Raw genomic sequence first — 14590 nt, 5'->3', positions numbered from 1 at the left:
GCACAGTCAAGCCTGTCCGGCGTGCCCGCAATGCGGCCGCCCCTCTTCAGGGTCGGGTCTGGACCGATCCTGCAATTGCCCCGGCACTCCCATTGGGCGGGTGTGCCCATCGATAGGGAGCGACGGCACCATCCGAGCCGATGACGGAGCGAGGGCGCGGCCGATAGTCGGGCCCGAAGAAGCTCTCCTGTCCAAGCGCTCTTCCGATATCGATTCCGGCGAGGTCCAGCAGGCTCTGGCCCAGTTGGGCAGTTGTAACCGGCCGCGTCGCATTTGCCCGAATGGCAGCCAGACGGACAGGATCGGCCGCGGCCTGCCTGTCCGGCAGCCATACCAGCAGCGGAATGTCCACGTCCTCAGGCTTCAGGTCCCGAAATCCGTGGCCCCTCTCGCGGGCCTCATCGTCCAGAAGCCGCTGGCCGTGATCCGACAGATAGACCACAGACCCGAGTTGCCCGGTCGCGCGGTGACGCCCGATGATTTCACTGACGAGCCAGTCCGTATAGGAAATCGTCCTGTCGTAGTCGTCGATGAGGGTGGCGTCGCCATCGGTGATCCTCGGATTGCCACGAGCAACACGCACCGGTGGTGCAGCCGGGTCCAGTCGCCAGTTGGCGGGCACGCGCTGCCGGTAGATCGAATGGCTGCCGAGTGTGTGAATGACCAGCAGCTTGCGCGGCGCCGGATCGATCAGCGCCTCGTCGATCAGCGGCAGCAGTTTCTCGTCCAGGACCGAGTTCCAGAACCCGAAGTTGGATGATCGGACCACCTCCGCCTCATCCATCATCAGCAGGATCTCGCTTCCCACGGCCGAGCGATGCACACCCTGGTTCGAGAGCCAGAAGGACTTGAAACCCGCTTCCCGGAACGCCGAGACGAAGGTTCGGCTTCTCTGAAACAGATCGACGGTTTCCGGCGTGATCATCGAGAATGAGATCGCGATACTCCGATGGCTGACCGTCGCCGGACTGATCGCATCGGTGAATGCAACAAGGTTCGGCTCCCGTGCCAGCCGCGGGCTGGTCGGGCGGCCATAGCCGTAGAGGCTCCAGTTCCGCCGGCGTGAGGATTCGCCAATGATGACAATGTGGAGCTGGCGTTCGGATGTCGCCGCCGTTTGACGCGCGTTGAACCGGAACTGGTCACGCTCGGCCCGTGCCTGGCGCAGCTCGGACCGGGCGGCGAGGGAGGAAGCCAGGCCGGATATCGTCTGGGTCAAGGGGTTTGCACCGACGAACGCGACGTAGTGCTCAGCAACGCGCGTCGGCAAATAAACCTCATGGGCGCTGCCAAAGAAGGCGAGGTCTGCCGCCAGAGCCACGACCGGAACTCCGAATGAGACGCCGGCAATGCCCAGCCGGTGCCTTACCGAGAGCGTATCGATGCCGCTGCGGAGCCAGGCCAGGCAGGCAAAAGCTGCCACCACCGCGAATCCCAGCAGAATGATGCCGGCATTCTCCAATGCGAATTCCTTAACCTCGTAGGGCACGGCATGCAGGATCGACTCCACACCTCCGAGCGAGATCAGTTGCCCATAGATGAGGACATGAACGATCTCGATCAGGTTGAGAAGCATGACCGGCAAGCCGATCAGGAGCTGCAGCCAGAACCTGCGGACCAGGGTGAACACGGCTGCGAAAAGCCCGACCGCATGCAGCGCCGAGATGACATTGGTCTGCGAGGGAACCCGGATGGCATAAAGAATCGCAGGCGAAGCGAGCACGATGGCAAGCGCGACGATGATCATCACCTGAACGGGCCATCCCCCGCTCCGGACCCAACGCACACAGGCGTTATCCTCCCCCATGCCCAAAGCCCCCCTCTGGCTGCAGGGTCGCGTTTATACGTGGGCGCCACCAGACGGTGTCAAATGAGACCATCCGGTGCGTTCCAATCATTCGGACTTTGTCCGGCTCATCGGCGGCGTGGCCGCGCGGCTCGCGGACGGCCGTCATCAGCCAAACCGACGGGTCGCTGCGGAAGGCAGGGCGGGCCTTGTCAGACGCCCACTACTCCCCTGCCAGCGCCGCCTGGACGGCCGGGCGCTGCTCCATCGCACGCATGTGCGCGGCCACCCGGGGGAACCGGTTGACGTCGACGCCGTCGCCCTCCAGCCAGCGCGAAACCACGAACAGATAGGCGTCCGCCACCGAATAGGCCTCGCCCATCACCCAGGGGCCCTGGAAGAAGTCGCGCTCGATCAGCGTGAAGCTTGCCGCCATGGTCTCCGGCACCTTGGCGCGCATGTCCAGGAAGGAGCTCTCCTCGGTCGCCCAGCGCGCGCCGCGATGCTTGTGGGCGTGGTTCACGTGGACGGTCGAGGCCAGATAGCTGTTGAAGGCCTGCATCTGCGCGAAGGCAAAGGGATCGTCGAGCGGCGCGAGCTGCTTCTCCGGATGGAGTTGGGCCACAAAGGCGAGGATCGCCACGTTCTCCGTCAGCACGCCACGGTCGGTGACGAGCGCCGGCACGCGGCCCTTGGGGTTGATCGCGAGAAAGGCGGGCTTGGTCTGCTCGGCGGTCGCGAAGTCGACCTTGACCGGCTCGTAGTCGGCGCCGGCCTCTTCCAGCGCAATGCGCGAGGCCAGAGCACAGGTCTTCGGCCCGTAGAAGAACTTCATCGTCATGGTCTCACCCCGCCTTTACGAGCACATGCTTCTTGCGACCGAAGGACAGCTTGGCGACACCGTCGGTCAGCGCATCGGCGGTGACGGTCGCCTGGGCATCCGTCACCGTCTGGTCGTTGAGCTTCAGGCCGCCACCCTGGACCTGCCGGCGCGCCTCGCCGTTGGAGGCGACAAGGCCGGCGCGCACGAACAGCGTCAGCACGCCGATCCCGGCGGCAAGTTCCGCTGCCGGAACCGTGACCACCGGAAGGTCGTCGCCGAGCGCGCCCTGTTCGAAGGTCTTCAGCGCCGTTCCTGCCGCACCCTCGGCCGCCTCGCGGCCGCGCACCAGAGCGGTGGCTTCCGTTGCGAGGATCTTCTTCGCCTCGTTGATCTCCGCGCCCTGCAGCGCGGCGAGTCGACCGATCTCGGTCATCGGCAGCAGTGTGAACAGCTTGAGGAAACGTGCCACGTCGCCGTCCTCGGTGTTCCGCCAGAACTGCCAGTAGTCGTAGGTCGACAGCATGTCGGCATTCAGCCAGACGGCGCCGGCGGCGGTCTTGCCCATCTTGGCGCCTGAGGAGGTCGTCAGCAGCGGGCAGGTCAGCGCGTATAGCTGATGCGTGCCCATGCGCCGGCCGAGGTCGACGCCGGTGACGATGTTGCCCCACTGGTCGGAGCCGCCCATCTGCAGGTTGGTGCCATAGCGGCGGGCCAGTTCCACGAAATCGTAGGACTGGAGGATCATGTAGTTGAACTCGATGAAGGACAGCTCCTGCTCGCGCTCCAGCCGCATGCGCACGGAGTCCATGGTCATCATGCGGTTGACCGAGAAGTGGCGGCCGATATCGCGCAGCATCTCGATGTAGTTGAGCTTCGTCAGCCACTCGGCGTTGTCGGGCATGATCGCGTCGGTCTTGCCCTCGCCGAAGATCAGCAGCCTTGCGAACACGCCCTTCAGCGCATCCTTGTTGGCATTGATGTCGTCGATGGACAGGATCTTGCGCGTCTCGTCGCGGCCCGAAGGGTCGCCGACACGGGTCGTGCCGCCGCCCATCAGCGTGATCGGCTTGCCGGCCCCGGTCGCCTGCATCCAGTGCAGCATCATGATCGAGAGCAGGTGCCCGACATGGAGCGAGGGCGCCGTGCAATCATAGCCCACATAGGCGACGACATCCCCCTTGGCCGCGAGGGCGTCGAGGCCCTGCATATCGGAACACTGGTGGATGAACCCGCGCTCGGAAAGGATGCGCAGGAAGTCGGAGGACGGGGCGGTCATGATCTTTCCAGTTGGAGCTGATCGCCGGACACTCGCGCCCGGCGGAGGCGCGGTGTAGCAGAGGCAGGGCCCAATTTCACCCTTCGAATCGGCAGGTCTCCATGCGCGCTATCGGCCTGATGTCGGGAACCTCGATGGACGGCGTCGACGTGGCGCTGCTCGACACCGACGGCGAGGCGATCGACGGCTTTGGTCCGACCTTCTACCGCCCCTATTCCGAGGCCGAGCGGGCGCTGCTGCGCGACGCCCTGAAGGAAGGTGCGAACCTCACGGACCGGACCGCGCGCTCCCCCCTGATCGCAAGGGCCGAGGACCTCGTCACCCGCGCCCATGCCGAAGCCGTGGAACTCTTTCTGGAGACGAATGGGCTCACGCGCGCCGATATCGGTGTTGTCGGCCTGCACGGGCAGACCATCCTTCACCGACCCGAGCGCGCGCTGACCGTGCAGATCGGCGATGGCGCCGCGCTGCGCCAGCGGCTCGGCATCCCGGTCGTCCATGACTTCCGGCAGGCCGATGTCGAGGCAGGCGGCCAGGGCGCTCCGCTGGTGCCGGTCTTCCACCGGGCGCTGGCGGACCAGACCGCCCTGCCCCGTCCGCTGGCGGTCGTGAATATCGGCGGGGTCGCCAACGTCACGCTGATCGGCGCGGGCAACGAGCTTCTCGCCTTCGATACTGGCCCGGGAAATGCGCTGATCGACGACTGGATGGGCGACCGAACGGGAACCGCCGTCGATACCGATGGCGCCACAGCCGCGCGGGGTCGGCCGGACGAGGCCTTGCTCGCCTGGCTGCTGGTGCACCCCTACTTTGCCCGCACGCCGCCAAAATCGTTGGACCGCAGCGCCTTTGCCCACCGCATCGTCGGCACGGTCGCGACCGAGGATGGCGCGGCAACGCTGACCGCATTCACGGCGCGCTCCATTGTTCGCGCTGCGGATTTCATGCGAGTGCGCCCGATCCTGTGGGTGGTCTGCGGCGGTGGGGCGAGGAACGCCACGCTGCTGCGGCTTATCGCCGACTGTGCCCGCGCCGAGGTCCGCACCGGCGAGGATGTCGGCTGGTCCTCGGATTTTCTGGAGGCGCAGGCCTTTGCCTACCTTGCCGTGCGGTCGATGAAGGGGCTGCCGCTGACATTCCCTTCAACCACGGGGGTGCGCGAGCCGATCACCGGCGGCGTGATCGTCGACTGACGGCCAGGCCTTGCAGGCTGGGGCCGGCCGGCCTATTATATTCACGATATCGAATGTGTTCAGGAGAGCCCATGTCCATCCGTGATCTTTCGCCCGAGGTGGTCGCCGAGGCGCTTGCGCGTGGGGAGGTGCTGATCGTCGACGTGCGCGAGCCGCACGAACTGGTCATGGCGCGGATCCCCGGTGCGGTGAACCTGCCGCTCTCCACCTTCGACCCCGACGCCGTTCCCGATGCGGCCGGCAAACAGGTGATCTTCATGTGCGCCGGCGGCGTTCGCTCCGCCCAGGCTCTCGCCATCGCGCAAGGCTGCGGCAAATCCTATGACAGTCACCTCGCCGGTGGCATCAAGGCCTGGGCCATGGCCGGCTACGACTTCGAGCGCGGCTGACCGGCAGCGGCAAGGTCGTCCATGAAGCGACGGTCGATGCGGTCCTTCCACCACCACACCCAGCGGCCGCTGGCCGCCAACGGCCCCCACGATGCGACCGCACGCCCGTCGCCTGTCGACAGGATCGCCAGCGCGCGAGCCTGCGGGCGATAGGTCATCAGACGGGCTGCCCTTCCAGCGCGAAGAGCGGCCGATGCCTCCATGAGATTGGCCGCAATCACCCGCCCCTGCCGCACGGCATAGACGCCAGCCTTCGGCCGCGGCGTCTGGACCATGCCGGCGCAGTCGCCGGCGGCGAAGACATGCTGCTCGCCGAGAACCTGCAGGGTTGGGCCGACCGCGAGAAAACCGCCCGCATCGAGCGCAAGCCCCGTGGCGGGGAACCATTCCGCTGGCGACGCCCCGGTATTGAGCAACACGGTATCGGACGTCAGATAGCGTCCGTCGGCTGCGACCAGCCGGTCCGGTTCGACCCGCGCCACCGTGAACCTGTCGATGGTTGCGATGTCCTGCCGGACCAGCGCCCGACGGATCAGGTGGCGCGCCAGGCGCCCGTGACCGGGCAGGAGCCCATCCCGCATGACAAGCGTCACACGGCTGCCGGCAAGGCCATTTCGCAAGGCGAAGGCGACCTCCACGCCGCCGGCGCCGCCGCCCACCACGGCAAGATGGCCCGGCCGCCCCTGTTGGTTGAGCGCCTCGATGCGTCCGATCAGCCCGTCGATCGGCTTGATGGTGGTGGCATGGCCGGCGCCCGCAATTGCCGAGACATCGGGCGTGATGCCGATATTGACCGAGAGCAGGTCGAAGGGGATCGGCGCCCCATCCTCCAGAAGAAGCCGGCGCCCGGCCCTGTCGATGCCCGCCGCGCGGCCGGTCACGAGGCGGACGCCGCGCGCGGCACAGAGGCCGACCAGATCGACATGGGCCTCTTCCGTCCGATAGCGGCCGGCAATCGCACCCGGGATCATGCCGGAATAGGGGGCGAAGCGGTCCGGGGCCACGAGCACGATGTCGGTGTCACGCCCCGCTGCCAGGCCGCACGCGAGGGCCACGGCATGGGCATGGCCCCCGCCGACAAGGACGATGGAGACGGATCGGGCGGGCGTGTCGTCATCGGGCATTCGACCCGCATCAGGCACGTCGCCCGCGCGGCCCGCAAGTCTCAGCGCGAGGAGGCTGATCCGACGGTCTCGTCGGGCCTCACGCTGCTGCGGCCGCGAAATTCCATGATCTTGCGCAGGAAGCCGGGAGTCACGGCCGACAGCGGGTTCACGGTCAGCCGTGGCGCGGAAAGCGTGCCGGCGATCCGGTAGGTAATGCCGAAGACGCCCTCGTCCGGCGAACCGCCGAGGAACAGGCCGAGGACCGGAATGCGGGCGAAGATGTTGTTGATCGCATAGGCGGGCACATAGGTCCCGGTCAGGTTCAGGCGGCCGCGGGTCGGATCAAACGTGCCTTCGACCGTTGCGCCGATCGCCACGCCCCAGAGCAGGCCGTCGGTCACCGTCACCTGCGTGCCTGCGCGCGCGAAATTCGCCCTCAGGCGCGAGAAGGCGAAGGCATCGTTGGGCTGCGCCCGCTGCTGGCGTGCGGCGCCGGGCGCCTCGCCTGCCGCCGCCACCATGCCGGACACGGCCTGATCGCCGCGCACGCCGAAATTTGTGATCTCGACGCTGCCCTCGCGGATGGTGCCGTTCGGCTGGGGCGGCGTCATCACCAGCGCAAGGTCCCCGCCCTGCAGGGTCTTGTAGAGGTCGAGGAAACGCAGGAGTGCGCCGGCATCGCCGGAACTGACCAGCAGGCGCTGTGCGGTACCCTGTCCCCGCTGCTCGATGGCCATCCGCCGGTCGCGGCCGATCTGACCCGTCGCCGCCAGCGAGCGGATCTCGGTGCCGCGTCGCACCATCTGCATCTCGAGTTGCCGGATCACCTCGCCATTGGAGCCGGCGACGGCACCGACCTTGAGGTCGATCTCAAGCTCGGCAGGCGCGGCCCCCGGCCCGGATGGTCCGGGACTTGGCGGGTCGGTCAGCGCACGGATCGCATTGCGGGCGTCGATCATGTCGCCCCGAACGGTCACCTTGTGTCCCGATCCCTGGCGCTCGACCCGCAGACTGAGCCGGTCGCCGTCCGAGAGATTGTAGGCCGGGAACAGGCCGGCCACGAGCGAGCCCTTGTCGTCGAACGTGGCCGAGCCGCGCACGAGGACGCCGCGGCTCTCGATGACCATGTCCTCGAGCTTCCAGCCTGCATCGGTCTCCAGCGCCACGAACCGCGCGCGCGCCGCCACGCCCCGCGCCTTGTTCCAGCCCGGCAGCAGGTCGGCAAGCACGGCCTGGCGCAGATCGACCTCCACCGTGTAGCGCCCGGATTCCTCGCCGATGGTCGTTACGCGAACGGGGGTCGGGCCGGTGATCCGCGTTCCGGTGTTCACGCCCAGCCGGTTGCGACCGCGATCGTCGAGGGTCGCGGTCAGCCGGATCTCCGGTTTGGCTTCCGGACGGGGTTTGCGGTACTCGAAATTGGCCTGTGCCCCCCCAAGCACGCCCTGCCCGCGCATCAGGAAGGAGCGGGGCGTCGTGGTGACCTTGAACGAGGCCCGCTCGACGCGCATCTCGCCGAAGGCATTGTCGGCGGCGAAACCGGTGAAATCCGCCTCGACCTTGTAGTCGATGCGCTGCGGATCGAATGTCTCGGTGAGCGGGACATTGACGGTCACGTCGGCATTGACGTTGCCCTCGACCTTGCCCGACGGCAGGGTTGGCCCGGTCGCCGCACCCTTGAAGGCCTCCTGGCCCAGCAGCGCGAAGGCCGCCTCCGCGGTTCCCTGCAAACGGAACTGGGCAACGGACGGTGGATCGGGGATCCGGTGATCGGGAATCTCGAAGGTTCCCCCGCTCAGTGCCAGCCTGCGCCCGGCAGACGGCTCGATCACCCCCCGGGTGACCTGCAGCCTGGCGGTCGCGCCATCGACCGCAACATCGATATCGGCCTCCACCAGCGGCGATAGCCCGGGCATCAGCCTGAGCGACGTGCCTCGCAGCCGGGACGTGACCGTCAGCGCTTCACGCGCCAGCACCCAGGGCGGCGAGGCCAGCAGACCGGACGGCACCTCGACCCGCACGCGGGTCTCCTCGGTGGTTCCGCCACTCATGTTGTCGGCCACCCAGTCCCGCACATGCGGATTTGTGGCGCGCGGCCAGAGCGCCAGAGCCGTGGCCAACGGCATCTTCTCGGCCACCAGATCGATCGAAATCGCCGGGGACGCGCCCTCCAGCTTCACGCCGACATTCAGCCGCACCAGCGGATCACCGCCCTGTCCGATCGCGAGATCGTTCGCTGTAAGCTGGCGGGAGGCCAGATCGTAGACGAAGCGGGCATTGCGGACGGAAATCGGGACCGGGGGCTCATGGGGATTGAGCGCCGAGGTGTTGGCGGTCAACTCGGCGATCTGGACCACAAGCGGATCGCCCTGCCGCGCCGGCGGTGTGATCACGCCCGACAGTTCGGCGCGGTCCTCGCCGGCGGTCACCCTGACCCGGTCGATGACAAGGCCTGGCCCGCCCGCCTGCCAGTGAACCTCGGCGCTGACCTGATCGATCGCGATCCTCAGGCTTGGATCGCGCAGGTCGCCGACGCGGCCTGAACCCAGCGTCACGGTACCCGAGAAGTCGGACGGATCGCCGGCATTGTCCAGCCGGGTGCGCAGCCTGCCGGAGATCGGGGTGTCGGCGTAGAACATTTCAGGCGACTGGACCGCAAGCGTGAGATCGCGCGGCGCCAGACCGCTCATCGTCATGTCGATGCTGCGGTGGCCGTCGCCGTCCCGCGGCGTCACGGTGGCCGTCGCGGTCCAGCGCGCGCCGGATCCCGAGGCATCGATGCCGAGTTCGAGGCCGCCGGCCTGCGGTGCCTTGATGTGGAAATCGATGCCGGCGAACACGAAGCGCTTGCCCGATCGGACGTCGTCGACGATCACCGTGCCGTTGCGCAGGCCGAAGCCGGCCAGCCGATGGCCATCGAGCCCCGACTTCTCCATGATGTCGAGCCAGATGCCAAGCCGCCGGAACGGCGACAGTTCCGGCTCCGGCAAGGAGGAGGACATTTCCGGCTGCCGGGCACCGGCCGGGGCGGAATCGGGTTGCTGGCTGTCCTCGGGCAAGGCGGCCCGGAACCGCCCGGCCGCAAGGGCGATCTGGCCGTCTTCGCCGACCTTCAGCGCCACTGACGCGCCCACCAGGTCGATCCGCCGGATGGCCGGCCGGCCGAGCAACGGCAGGCCGTCAAGGCCGAGCGCGATGCGCGGGACCGACGCAACCCTCCGACCGGCAGCATCGTGGATGATGACGTCGAGCGCCTCGACCTCCACCTGGCCCGCACCATCGCGACCGGCAATCACCGAGCCGATGGAGACGGTTCGCCCGTCGCCCATCTGGTCCGACAGCGAGCGGGCAATCCAGGGCGTCAGCATGTCCATGGCCAGGCCCGACCCGCGCTGGATCTGCCAGAGCACGAAACCGACGGGCAGGCCGATGATCAGCACAAGGGCCGCCAGACATCCCACGAACCAGCAGCGGCGCCGCGACCAGGGGGCGGCCCAGCGCGCGAGGAAGGCCGGCACGCGCCGGTTCGCCCAGAACCGGTCGAGAAACGCTGACCGGCCGCCCGTTCGGCAGCCTGGTATGCGCGGTCCCCGGCCCTGGTCGGCGCGCCAGTCCATTCCGTCGCGTTCTCCCGCCTTGTCGCGATTCGGCCGCACATGACGCGGCGCGATGGCTCCACCTTCTGGCGCCCATCACGAGCACCACTCTAGGGGGTCTCCACTTAACCCGGCATTAGCCAGGACCAAGAGCATACGACCGGATGCGAAGGGGACCGGATGGTGTGCCAGACGAATCGTCAAGGCCCGCGGCACACCGCGATCCGCCCCCGCGCCCAATCCGTATACAGAAACTGGAAATGTCCGACAAAGGCGACGAAAGGAAGGCATATGGCGCTTGGCGTGGGTGACAAGGCTCCCGACTTCGAGCTTCCCGGCGATGGCGGACGGCAGGTCAGGCTTGCCGACTATCTCGGCCGCAAGCTGGTGCTGTATTTCTATCCGAAGGCCGATACCGGCACCTGCACGGTGCAGGCCCAGGAGTTCACCCGGCTCAAACCGGAATTCGATGCTGCCGGTCTCGCTATCGTCGGCGTGTCCCACGATCCTGTCAGGGCGCTCGACCGGTTCCGCGCCAAGCGAGGCCTTGAGGTGACGCTGGCCACCGACGAGGGGACGGACGTGCTCGAAGCCTATGGCGTGTGGGCCGAAAAGAGCATGTACGGTCGCAAATATATGGGCATCGAGCGAACCACCTTCCTGATCGGGGCAGACGGCAGGATTCTCCGGATCTGGCCCAGGGTTACCGTCAAGGGCCATGCCGAAGAGGTTCTGGAGGCGGGCCGGGGCGCATAGAGCGGGCCTTGCCCTGCTCTGACGCGCCTTCCCGGAGGCTCGGCGGCGCGTACGGTTCGTTAACCTTAATCGGCGGTAATGCGGCATCCCGTTCGCGTACGGATGCTGCCGATGATCCAGCAGGCCCACCGATACAGCCGCGCCCAGTTCGCCCAGGTCATTGACGAGGCGAACCAGAGAGCGCGCGTGCCCGAAGGAGCGGTGACGCTCGCCTGGCGGCGTGGCGGCGCCACCCGAACCGCGAGCCTCTCCTTCTTCATCTTCGGCCTCGTCGTGGTGGCAACCGCTGCCCTCGGCGCCTGGGGCGTGGCGGTCACCAGCTATCTTGCCTTCCGGGACGACATCCTCGGTTCGCTGATGAACCGGCACGCCGAGGTTCAGCACGTCTATGAGGACCGGATTCGCGAACTCCGGCAGGAGATCGAGCGGCTGACCTCCCGCCATCTGGTCGAGCAGACCGACATCGAGCGGCGCATGGAGCAGATGGCCCGCAGGCAGGCCACGCTGGAGTCCCGACAGAGCGTCATCGCCTCGCTCGGCGCCGCCGGTGCCCAGTCCCGCTCCACCGCTTCCCGCAATGCTCCCTCCCTGCCCGGCGCGACACCGGCCGCGACGGCTCCTGCCGCGACCCGGCCGCAGCCGGTTGGCGATACGGTCCGGATCGGCGCGCCCATGCAGCGCCAGTCACAGCTGGAATCGCGGCGGTTCACGGTGGCGACTGCGCCCGCGGCGGGCGTCTTTGCCCTGGTGTCCCATTCCGGTTCCGATGACCGGCTGTCCCATCTTTCGCGGTCGCTTGACAGTGTCGAGCGCCAGCAGGCCGACATCCTGCAGACTCTGGAACTCGGCGTGGACCGGCGCACCCGCAAGATCCGCCTGGTCCTGGCCGAGCTCGGCATCGACCATCGGCGCGCCCGGCCGGCGCGCACCGACGAGGCCAGCGGTACGGGCGGCCCGCTGATCCCCCTGCCGCAGACCGCTGTTCCCGCCGCCTCGCCCTTCGAGCGCCAGGTGTTCCGCCTGCAGAGCGTGATCCGCGACGAAGAGCAACTGATGCGCATCGTCGATGCCATCCCGTTCGGCCGACCCCATGCCGGAGACCTGGAACTGTCGTCCGGGTTCGGCGCCCGGCTCGATCCGTTCCTGCGCACCTGGGCGCTGCATTCCGGGGTGGATTTCAGGGGAGCCACCGGGGAACCGGTCTTCGCCGCCGCCTCCGGCCGCGTCGCGCATGCCGGCTCGATGGGCGGCTATGGCCTGCTCGTGGAGATCGACCACGGCAACGGCCTGACGACCCGCTATGCCCACCTGTCGCGCATCCACGTCAAGGAAGGCGACATGATCCGCACCGGCCAGCGCATTGGCCGGGTCGGGTCCACCGGTCGGTCGACCGGCCCGCATCTGCATTACGAGACACGCGTCAACGGCGAGGCCGTCGATCCGATGCGCTACCTGCGCGCCGGAGTGAGGCTCGCCGGGGCGCTGTGACGGCCGCCAGGGTTCCGGTGCCAGTGGTCCCGGCGGAAAGGCACATGGCCTGAGGCCATGCTTCGGTTGTGAACGATCAAGGGAGCAGGTCCGTGACGGATCTCCATCTGGCATGCAGGCGCGCCGACCGGGCGCGCGCCGACATCATCCGCCAGGGCCTCGCAGCCCTTGGCGTCGCCGTCAGTGCCGATATCGAGACGAAGGCGAAAGGCGCAGCAGGCCGCGCAGCCGCGGCCAAAATCGCGCGCGAAGCGATCGCCAGCGCCCGCGCGGTGCTCGTGCTCTGGCCGGATTCCATTCTCGATCCGACGGAGAACCATGGCGCCCTGATCGCCGAGGCCCGTCAGGCCCACGAGGCCGGCAAGCTTGTGGCTGCCCGGCTCGGCGACATCGACACGACTCAGCTTGAGGCGCCATTCGACAGTCTTCCTGCCCCCGATCTCGGCCGCTGGCTTGCAGACGACAACCGCCGCGGCGACGACCCTGCACTTCTTGCCATGCTCGGCGCGCTCGGCCCCCTGCTCGACCGGCCGGGCCTTGCCGAAATGGCCGCCGCGATGGAGGCCGACCGCGGCAAGGACGGCGAGACGGCGATGATGGCCTTCGCCCGACGGCACCCGCAGGACCCGGTCGCGGTCTCGCTGTGGGAGCGGATCGAGAAAAGCGAGCGCGAGCGCTTCGCGGTCGAGTTCCGCAAGGCACATGGCGTGCTGACCGAGCGCCATCAGGCGTCCGAGCACCGGCTGCGGCAGACCGTCGAGGCCTTCGCGGTCCATCTGAAGGCGTTGAGGGCTGGCGAGCCGAGCACGGTCCCCGATCCGAAGGTTGCCATCACCGATGGCATGGCAGCCCTCAAGGACAGTGTCGCGCGGCTGGCCAATGACAATGCGCGGCTGGAAACGGCGCTCGCCCGCTCGGAGGCCCTGCGCAACGCCGAGGAGACCGGCCGCTCGAAGTCCCCCACGCTGCTGATCGCCGCGTCTGCCGCCGCCCTGATCCTCGGCTCGGCGGCCGGTGCCTTCGTGACGGAGTTTGCCGGCCCGATCAGGGGCGAGGCGCATCCGCGCATCGCCGCCCTGTCGATGCTCGCCCGGGAGCGGGCAAGCGTGGCGGACGCCTCGACAGGCGAGGTCGCGCGTCTGCGCACCGAGGCCCGTGCTGCCCAGCGACGGGCGGAAACGGCGGAAGCCAATCTCAGGGTGGCCCGAACCCATCTTGCCCATGCCCAGACGGAGGTGATCCAGCGCCAGGGGCAGGCCGGAGAAGCGACCGGCCAGGTGCGGCGCCTGCAGGGCGAACTTCAAACCGCCCGGGAACAGGCCCAGACCGCCCAGCAACAGGCCACAGCCTTGCAGCAGCAGGCTGGCGCCGCCCAGCGTCGCCTGCAGGAGGCGGAGGCCCGGATCGCCGCGGTCGAAGCCGAGGCCCAAGGGCTGCGCGAGACCCAGGCGGCCGCCGCTGCCCCGGCGCCCGCCACACCGGCGGCCCAGCCGGCACCCGAGGTGACCGGCTCGATCCGGCGCCCTCAGACGGCGGAGCCGGCCGCGCCGGCTGCGACCGAGGCCCCCCTGCCCGAGCCGCGCCCGCAAGGCGGCGACGTCACCGGCTCGGTTCCCCCTCCCCCGCCCGCGGCGATCGACGGCCCGCACCGGCACCGGCGTGACCGCTGGTCCTTCGCCCCGGTGCCGGGATTCCGGCTGGACAGCGAGAACGACCTGCCGGGGCCGGTGAACTCCGTGCTGGTGCATGAGAGCGTGCCCGAGGCGGTGATCGTGGTCAGCGCCAACCATGCCGGACGAGGCGGCTCCTGCACGCCGCAGGACTGGTACTGGGAGAACGTCATGGAAGGCCCGCGCCAGCGCCGCGGCGCCATGACCCAGGATGCCGGCCTGCCCGCCAATTCAGGCGGCTTCCGGGGCTTCTCGGTCCGCGGCCGCGGTGTGCTGCACGGCGAGCGGTTCCGCAACGATCTCGACTATTACGACCTCGTCGCCCAGCGACGGAACGAGCCGGGCGTGGTCTATCTGGTGCAAGCGCGGTTTCCCCGCGGGATGGCCACCGACATGGTCCGGCAGGTCAACGAGATGTGGCAGAGCTTCGAGGTGACGGGGCCGCGGGCCTATCCGACGCGGTGCTGAGCGCCAGCCTTCCGGCCGGGCCCTTGCCAGAAAAAGGAA

10 protein-coding genes are annotated in these 14590 nt (G+C 68.3%); 5 read left to right on the top strand and 5 right to left on the bottom strand.

Annotation, left to right across the window (positions count from 1 at the left end; genetic code table 11):
* Nucleotides 1-46 precede the first annotated feature (46 nt).
* From ACTIFS_RS09340 to tyrS, 3 genes are all read right to left on the bottom strand, one after another.
* Nucleotides 47-1747 (bottom strand): sulfatase-like hydrolase/transferase, encoded by a 1701-nt coding sequence (locus tag ACTIFS_RS09340; protein WP_439573912.1) that lies wholly within the window; start codon nt 1745-1747, stop codon nt 47-49.
* Nucleotides 1748-2009: 262 nt separating this feature from the next.
* Complete coding sequence (locus ACTIFS_RS09335; protein WP_439573804.1) at nt 2010-2627, bottom strand: glutathione S-transferase family protein; 618 nt, start codon at nt 2625-2627, stop codon at nt 2010-2012.
* Between the two features lie 4 nt (nt 2628-2631).
* On the bottom strand, nt 2632-3885 hold the full coding sequence (tyrS, locus tag ACTIFS_RS09330; RefSeq protein ID WP_439573803.1) for a tyrosine--tRNA ligase: 1254 nt from the start codon (nt 3883-3885) through the stop codon (nt 2632-2634).
* A 101-nt stretch (nt 3886-3986) separates the two neighbouring features.
* Here tyrS and ACTIFS_RS09325 point away from each other — a divergent pair, with 101 nt between their 5' ends.
* On the top strand, nt 3987-5078 hold the full coding sequence (locus ACTIFS_RS09325; RefSeq protein ID WP_439573802.1) for an anhydro-N-acetylmuramic acid kinase: 1092 nt from the start codon (nt 3987-3989) through the stop codon (nt 5076-5078).
* 71 nt (nt 5079-5149) lie between these two features.
* The gene (locus ACTIFS_RS09320) at nt 5150-5467 is read left to right on the top strand and encodes a rhodanese-like domain-containing protein (RefSeq protein WP_439573801.1); all 318 of its coding nucleotides are present in this window, start codon (nt 5150-5152) and stop codon (nt 5465-5467) included.
* On the opposite strand, the gene ACTIFS_RS09315 is transcribed toward ACTIFS_RS09320, so the two are convergent.
* Both ACTIFS_RS09315 and ACTIFS_RS09310 read right to left on the bottom strand, forming a co-directional pair.
* Nucleotides 5446-6591, bottom strand: a complete 1146-nt coding sequence (locus ACTIFS_RS09315) for an FAD-dependent oxidoreductase (protein WP_439573800.1) — start codon at nt 6589-6591, stop codon at nt 5446-5448. The two genes, ACTIFS_RS09320 and ACTIFS_RS09315, sit on opposite strands and share 22 nt — an antisense overlap.
* 41 nt (nt 6592-6632) lie before the next feature.
* The gene (locus ACTIFS_RS09310; RefSeq protein WP_439573799.1) at nt 6633-10190 is read right to left on the bottom strand and encodes a hypothetical protein; all 3558 of its coding nucleotides are present in this window, start codon (nt 10188-10190) and stop codon (nt 6633-6635) included.
* Nucleotides 10191-10460: 270 nt separating this feature from the next.
* Here ACTIFS_RS09310 and ACTIFS_RS09305 point away from each other — a divergent pair, with 270 nt between their 5' ends.
* The 3 genes from ACTIFS_RS09305 (at nt 10461) to ACTIFS_RS09295 (ending at nt 14551) form a co-directional block, all read left to right on the top strand.
* Entirely contained in the window at nt 10461-10925 is a 465-nt protein-coding gene (locus ACTIFS_RS09305; protein ID WP_439573798.1) for a peroxiredoxin, read from the top strand.
* A gap of 474 nt (nt 10926-11399) precedes the next feature.
* The gene (locus ACTIFS_RS09300) at nt 11400-12413 is read left to right on the top strand and encodes a M23 family metallopeptidase (RefSeq protein ID WP_439573911.1); all 1014 of its coding nucleotides are present in this window, start codon (nt 11400-11402) and stop codon (nt 12411-12413) included.
* A gap of 92 nt (nt 12414-12505) precedes the next feature.
* Nucleotides 12506-14551, top strand: a complete 2046-nt coding sequence (locus tag ACTIFS_RS09295) for a hypothetical protein (RefSeq protein ID WP_439573797.1) — start codon at nt 12506-12508, stop codon at nt 14549-14551.
* The last annotated feature ends 39 nt before the right edge of the window (nt 14552-14590 follow it).

This window comes from Phreatobacter sp., assembly GCF_051860605.1.
Lineage (GTDB): Bacteria > Pseudomonadota > Alphaproteobacteria > Rhizobiales > Phreatobacteraceae > Phreatobacter.
Note: the sequence above shows the minus strand (reverse complement) of the source record. Positions and strands in the feature narration are given on the sequence as shown.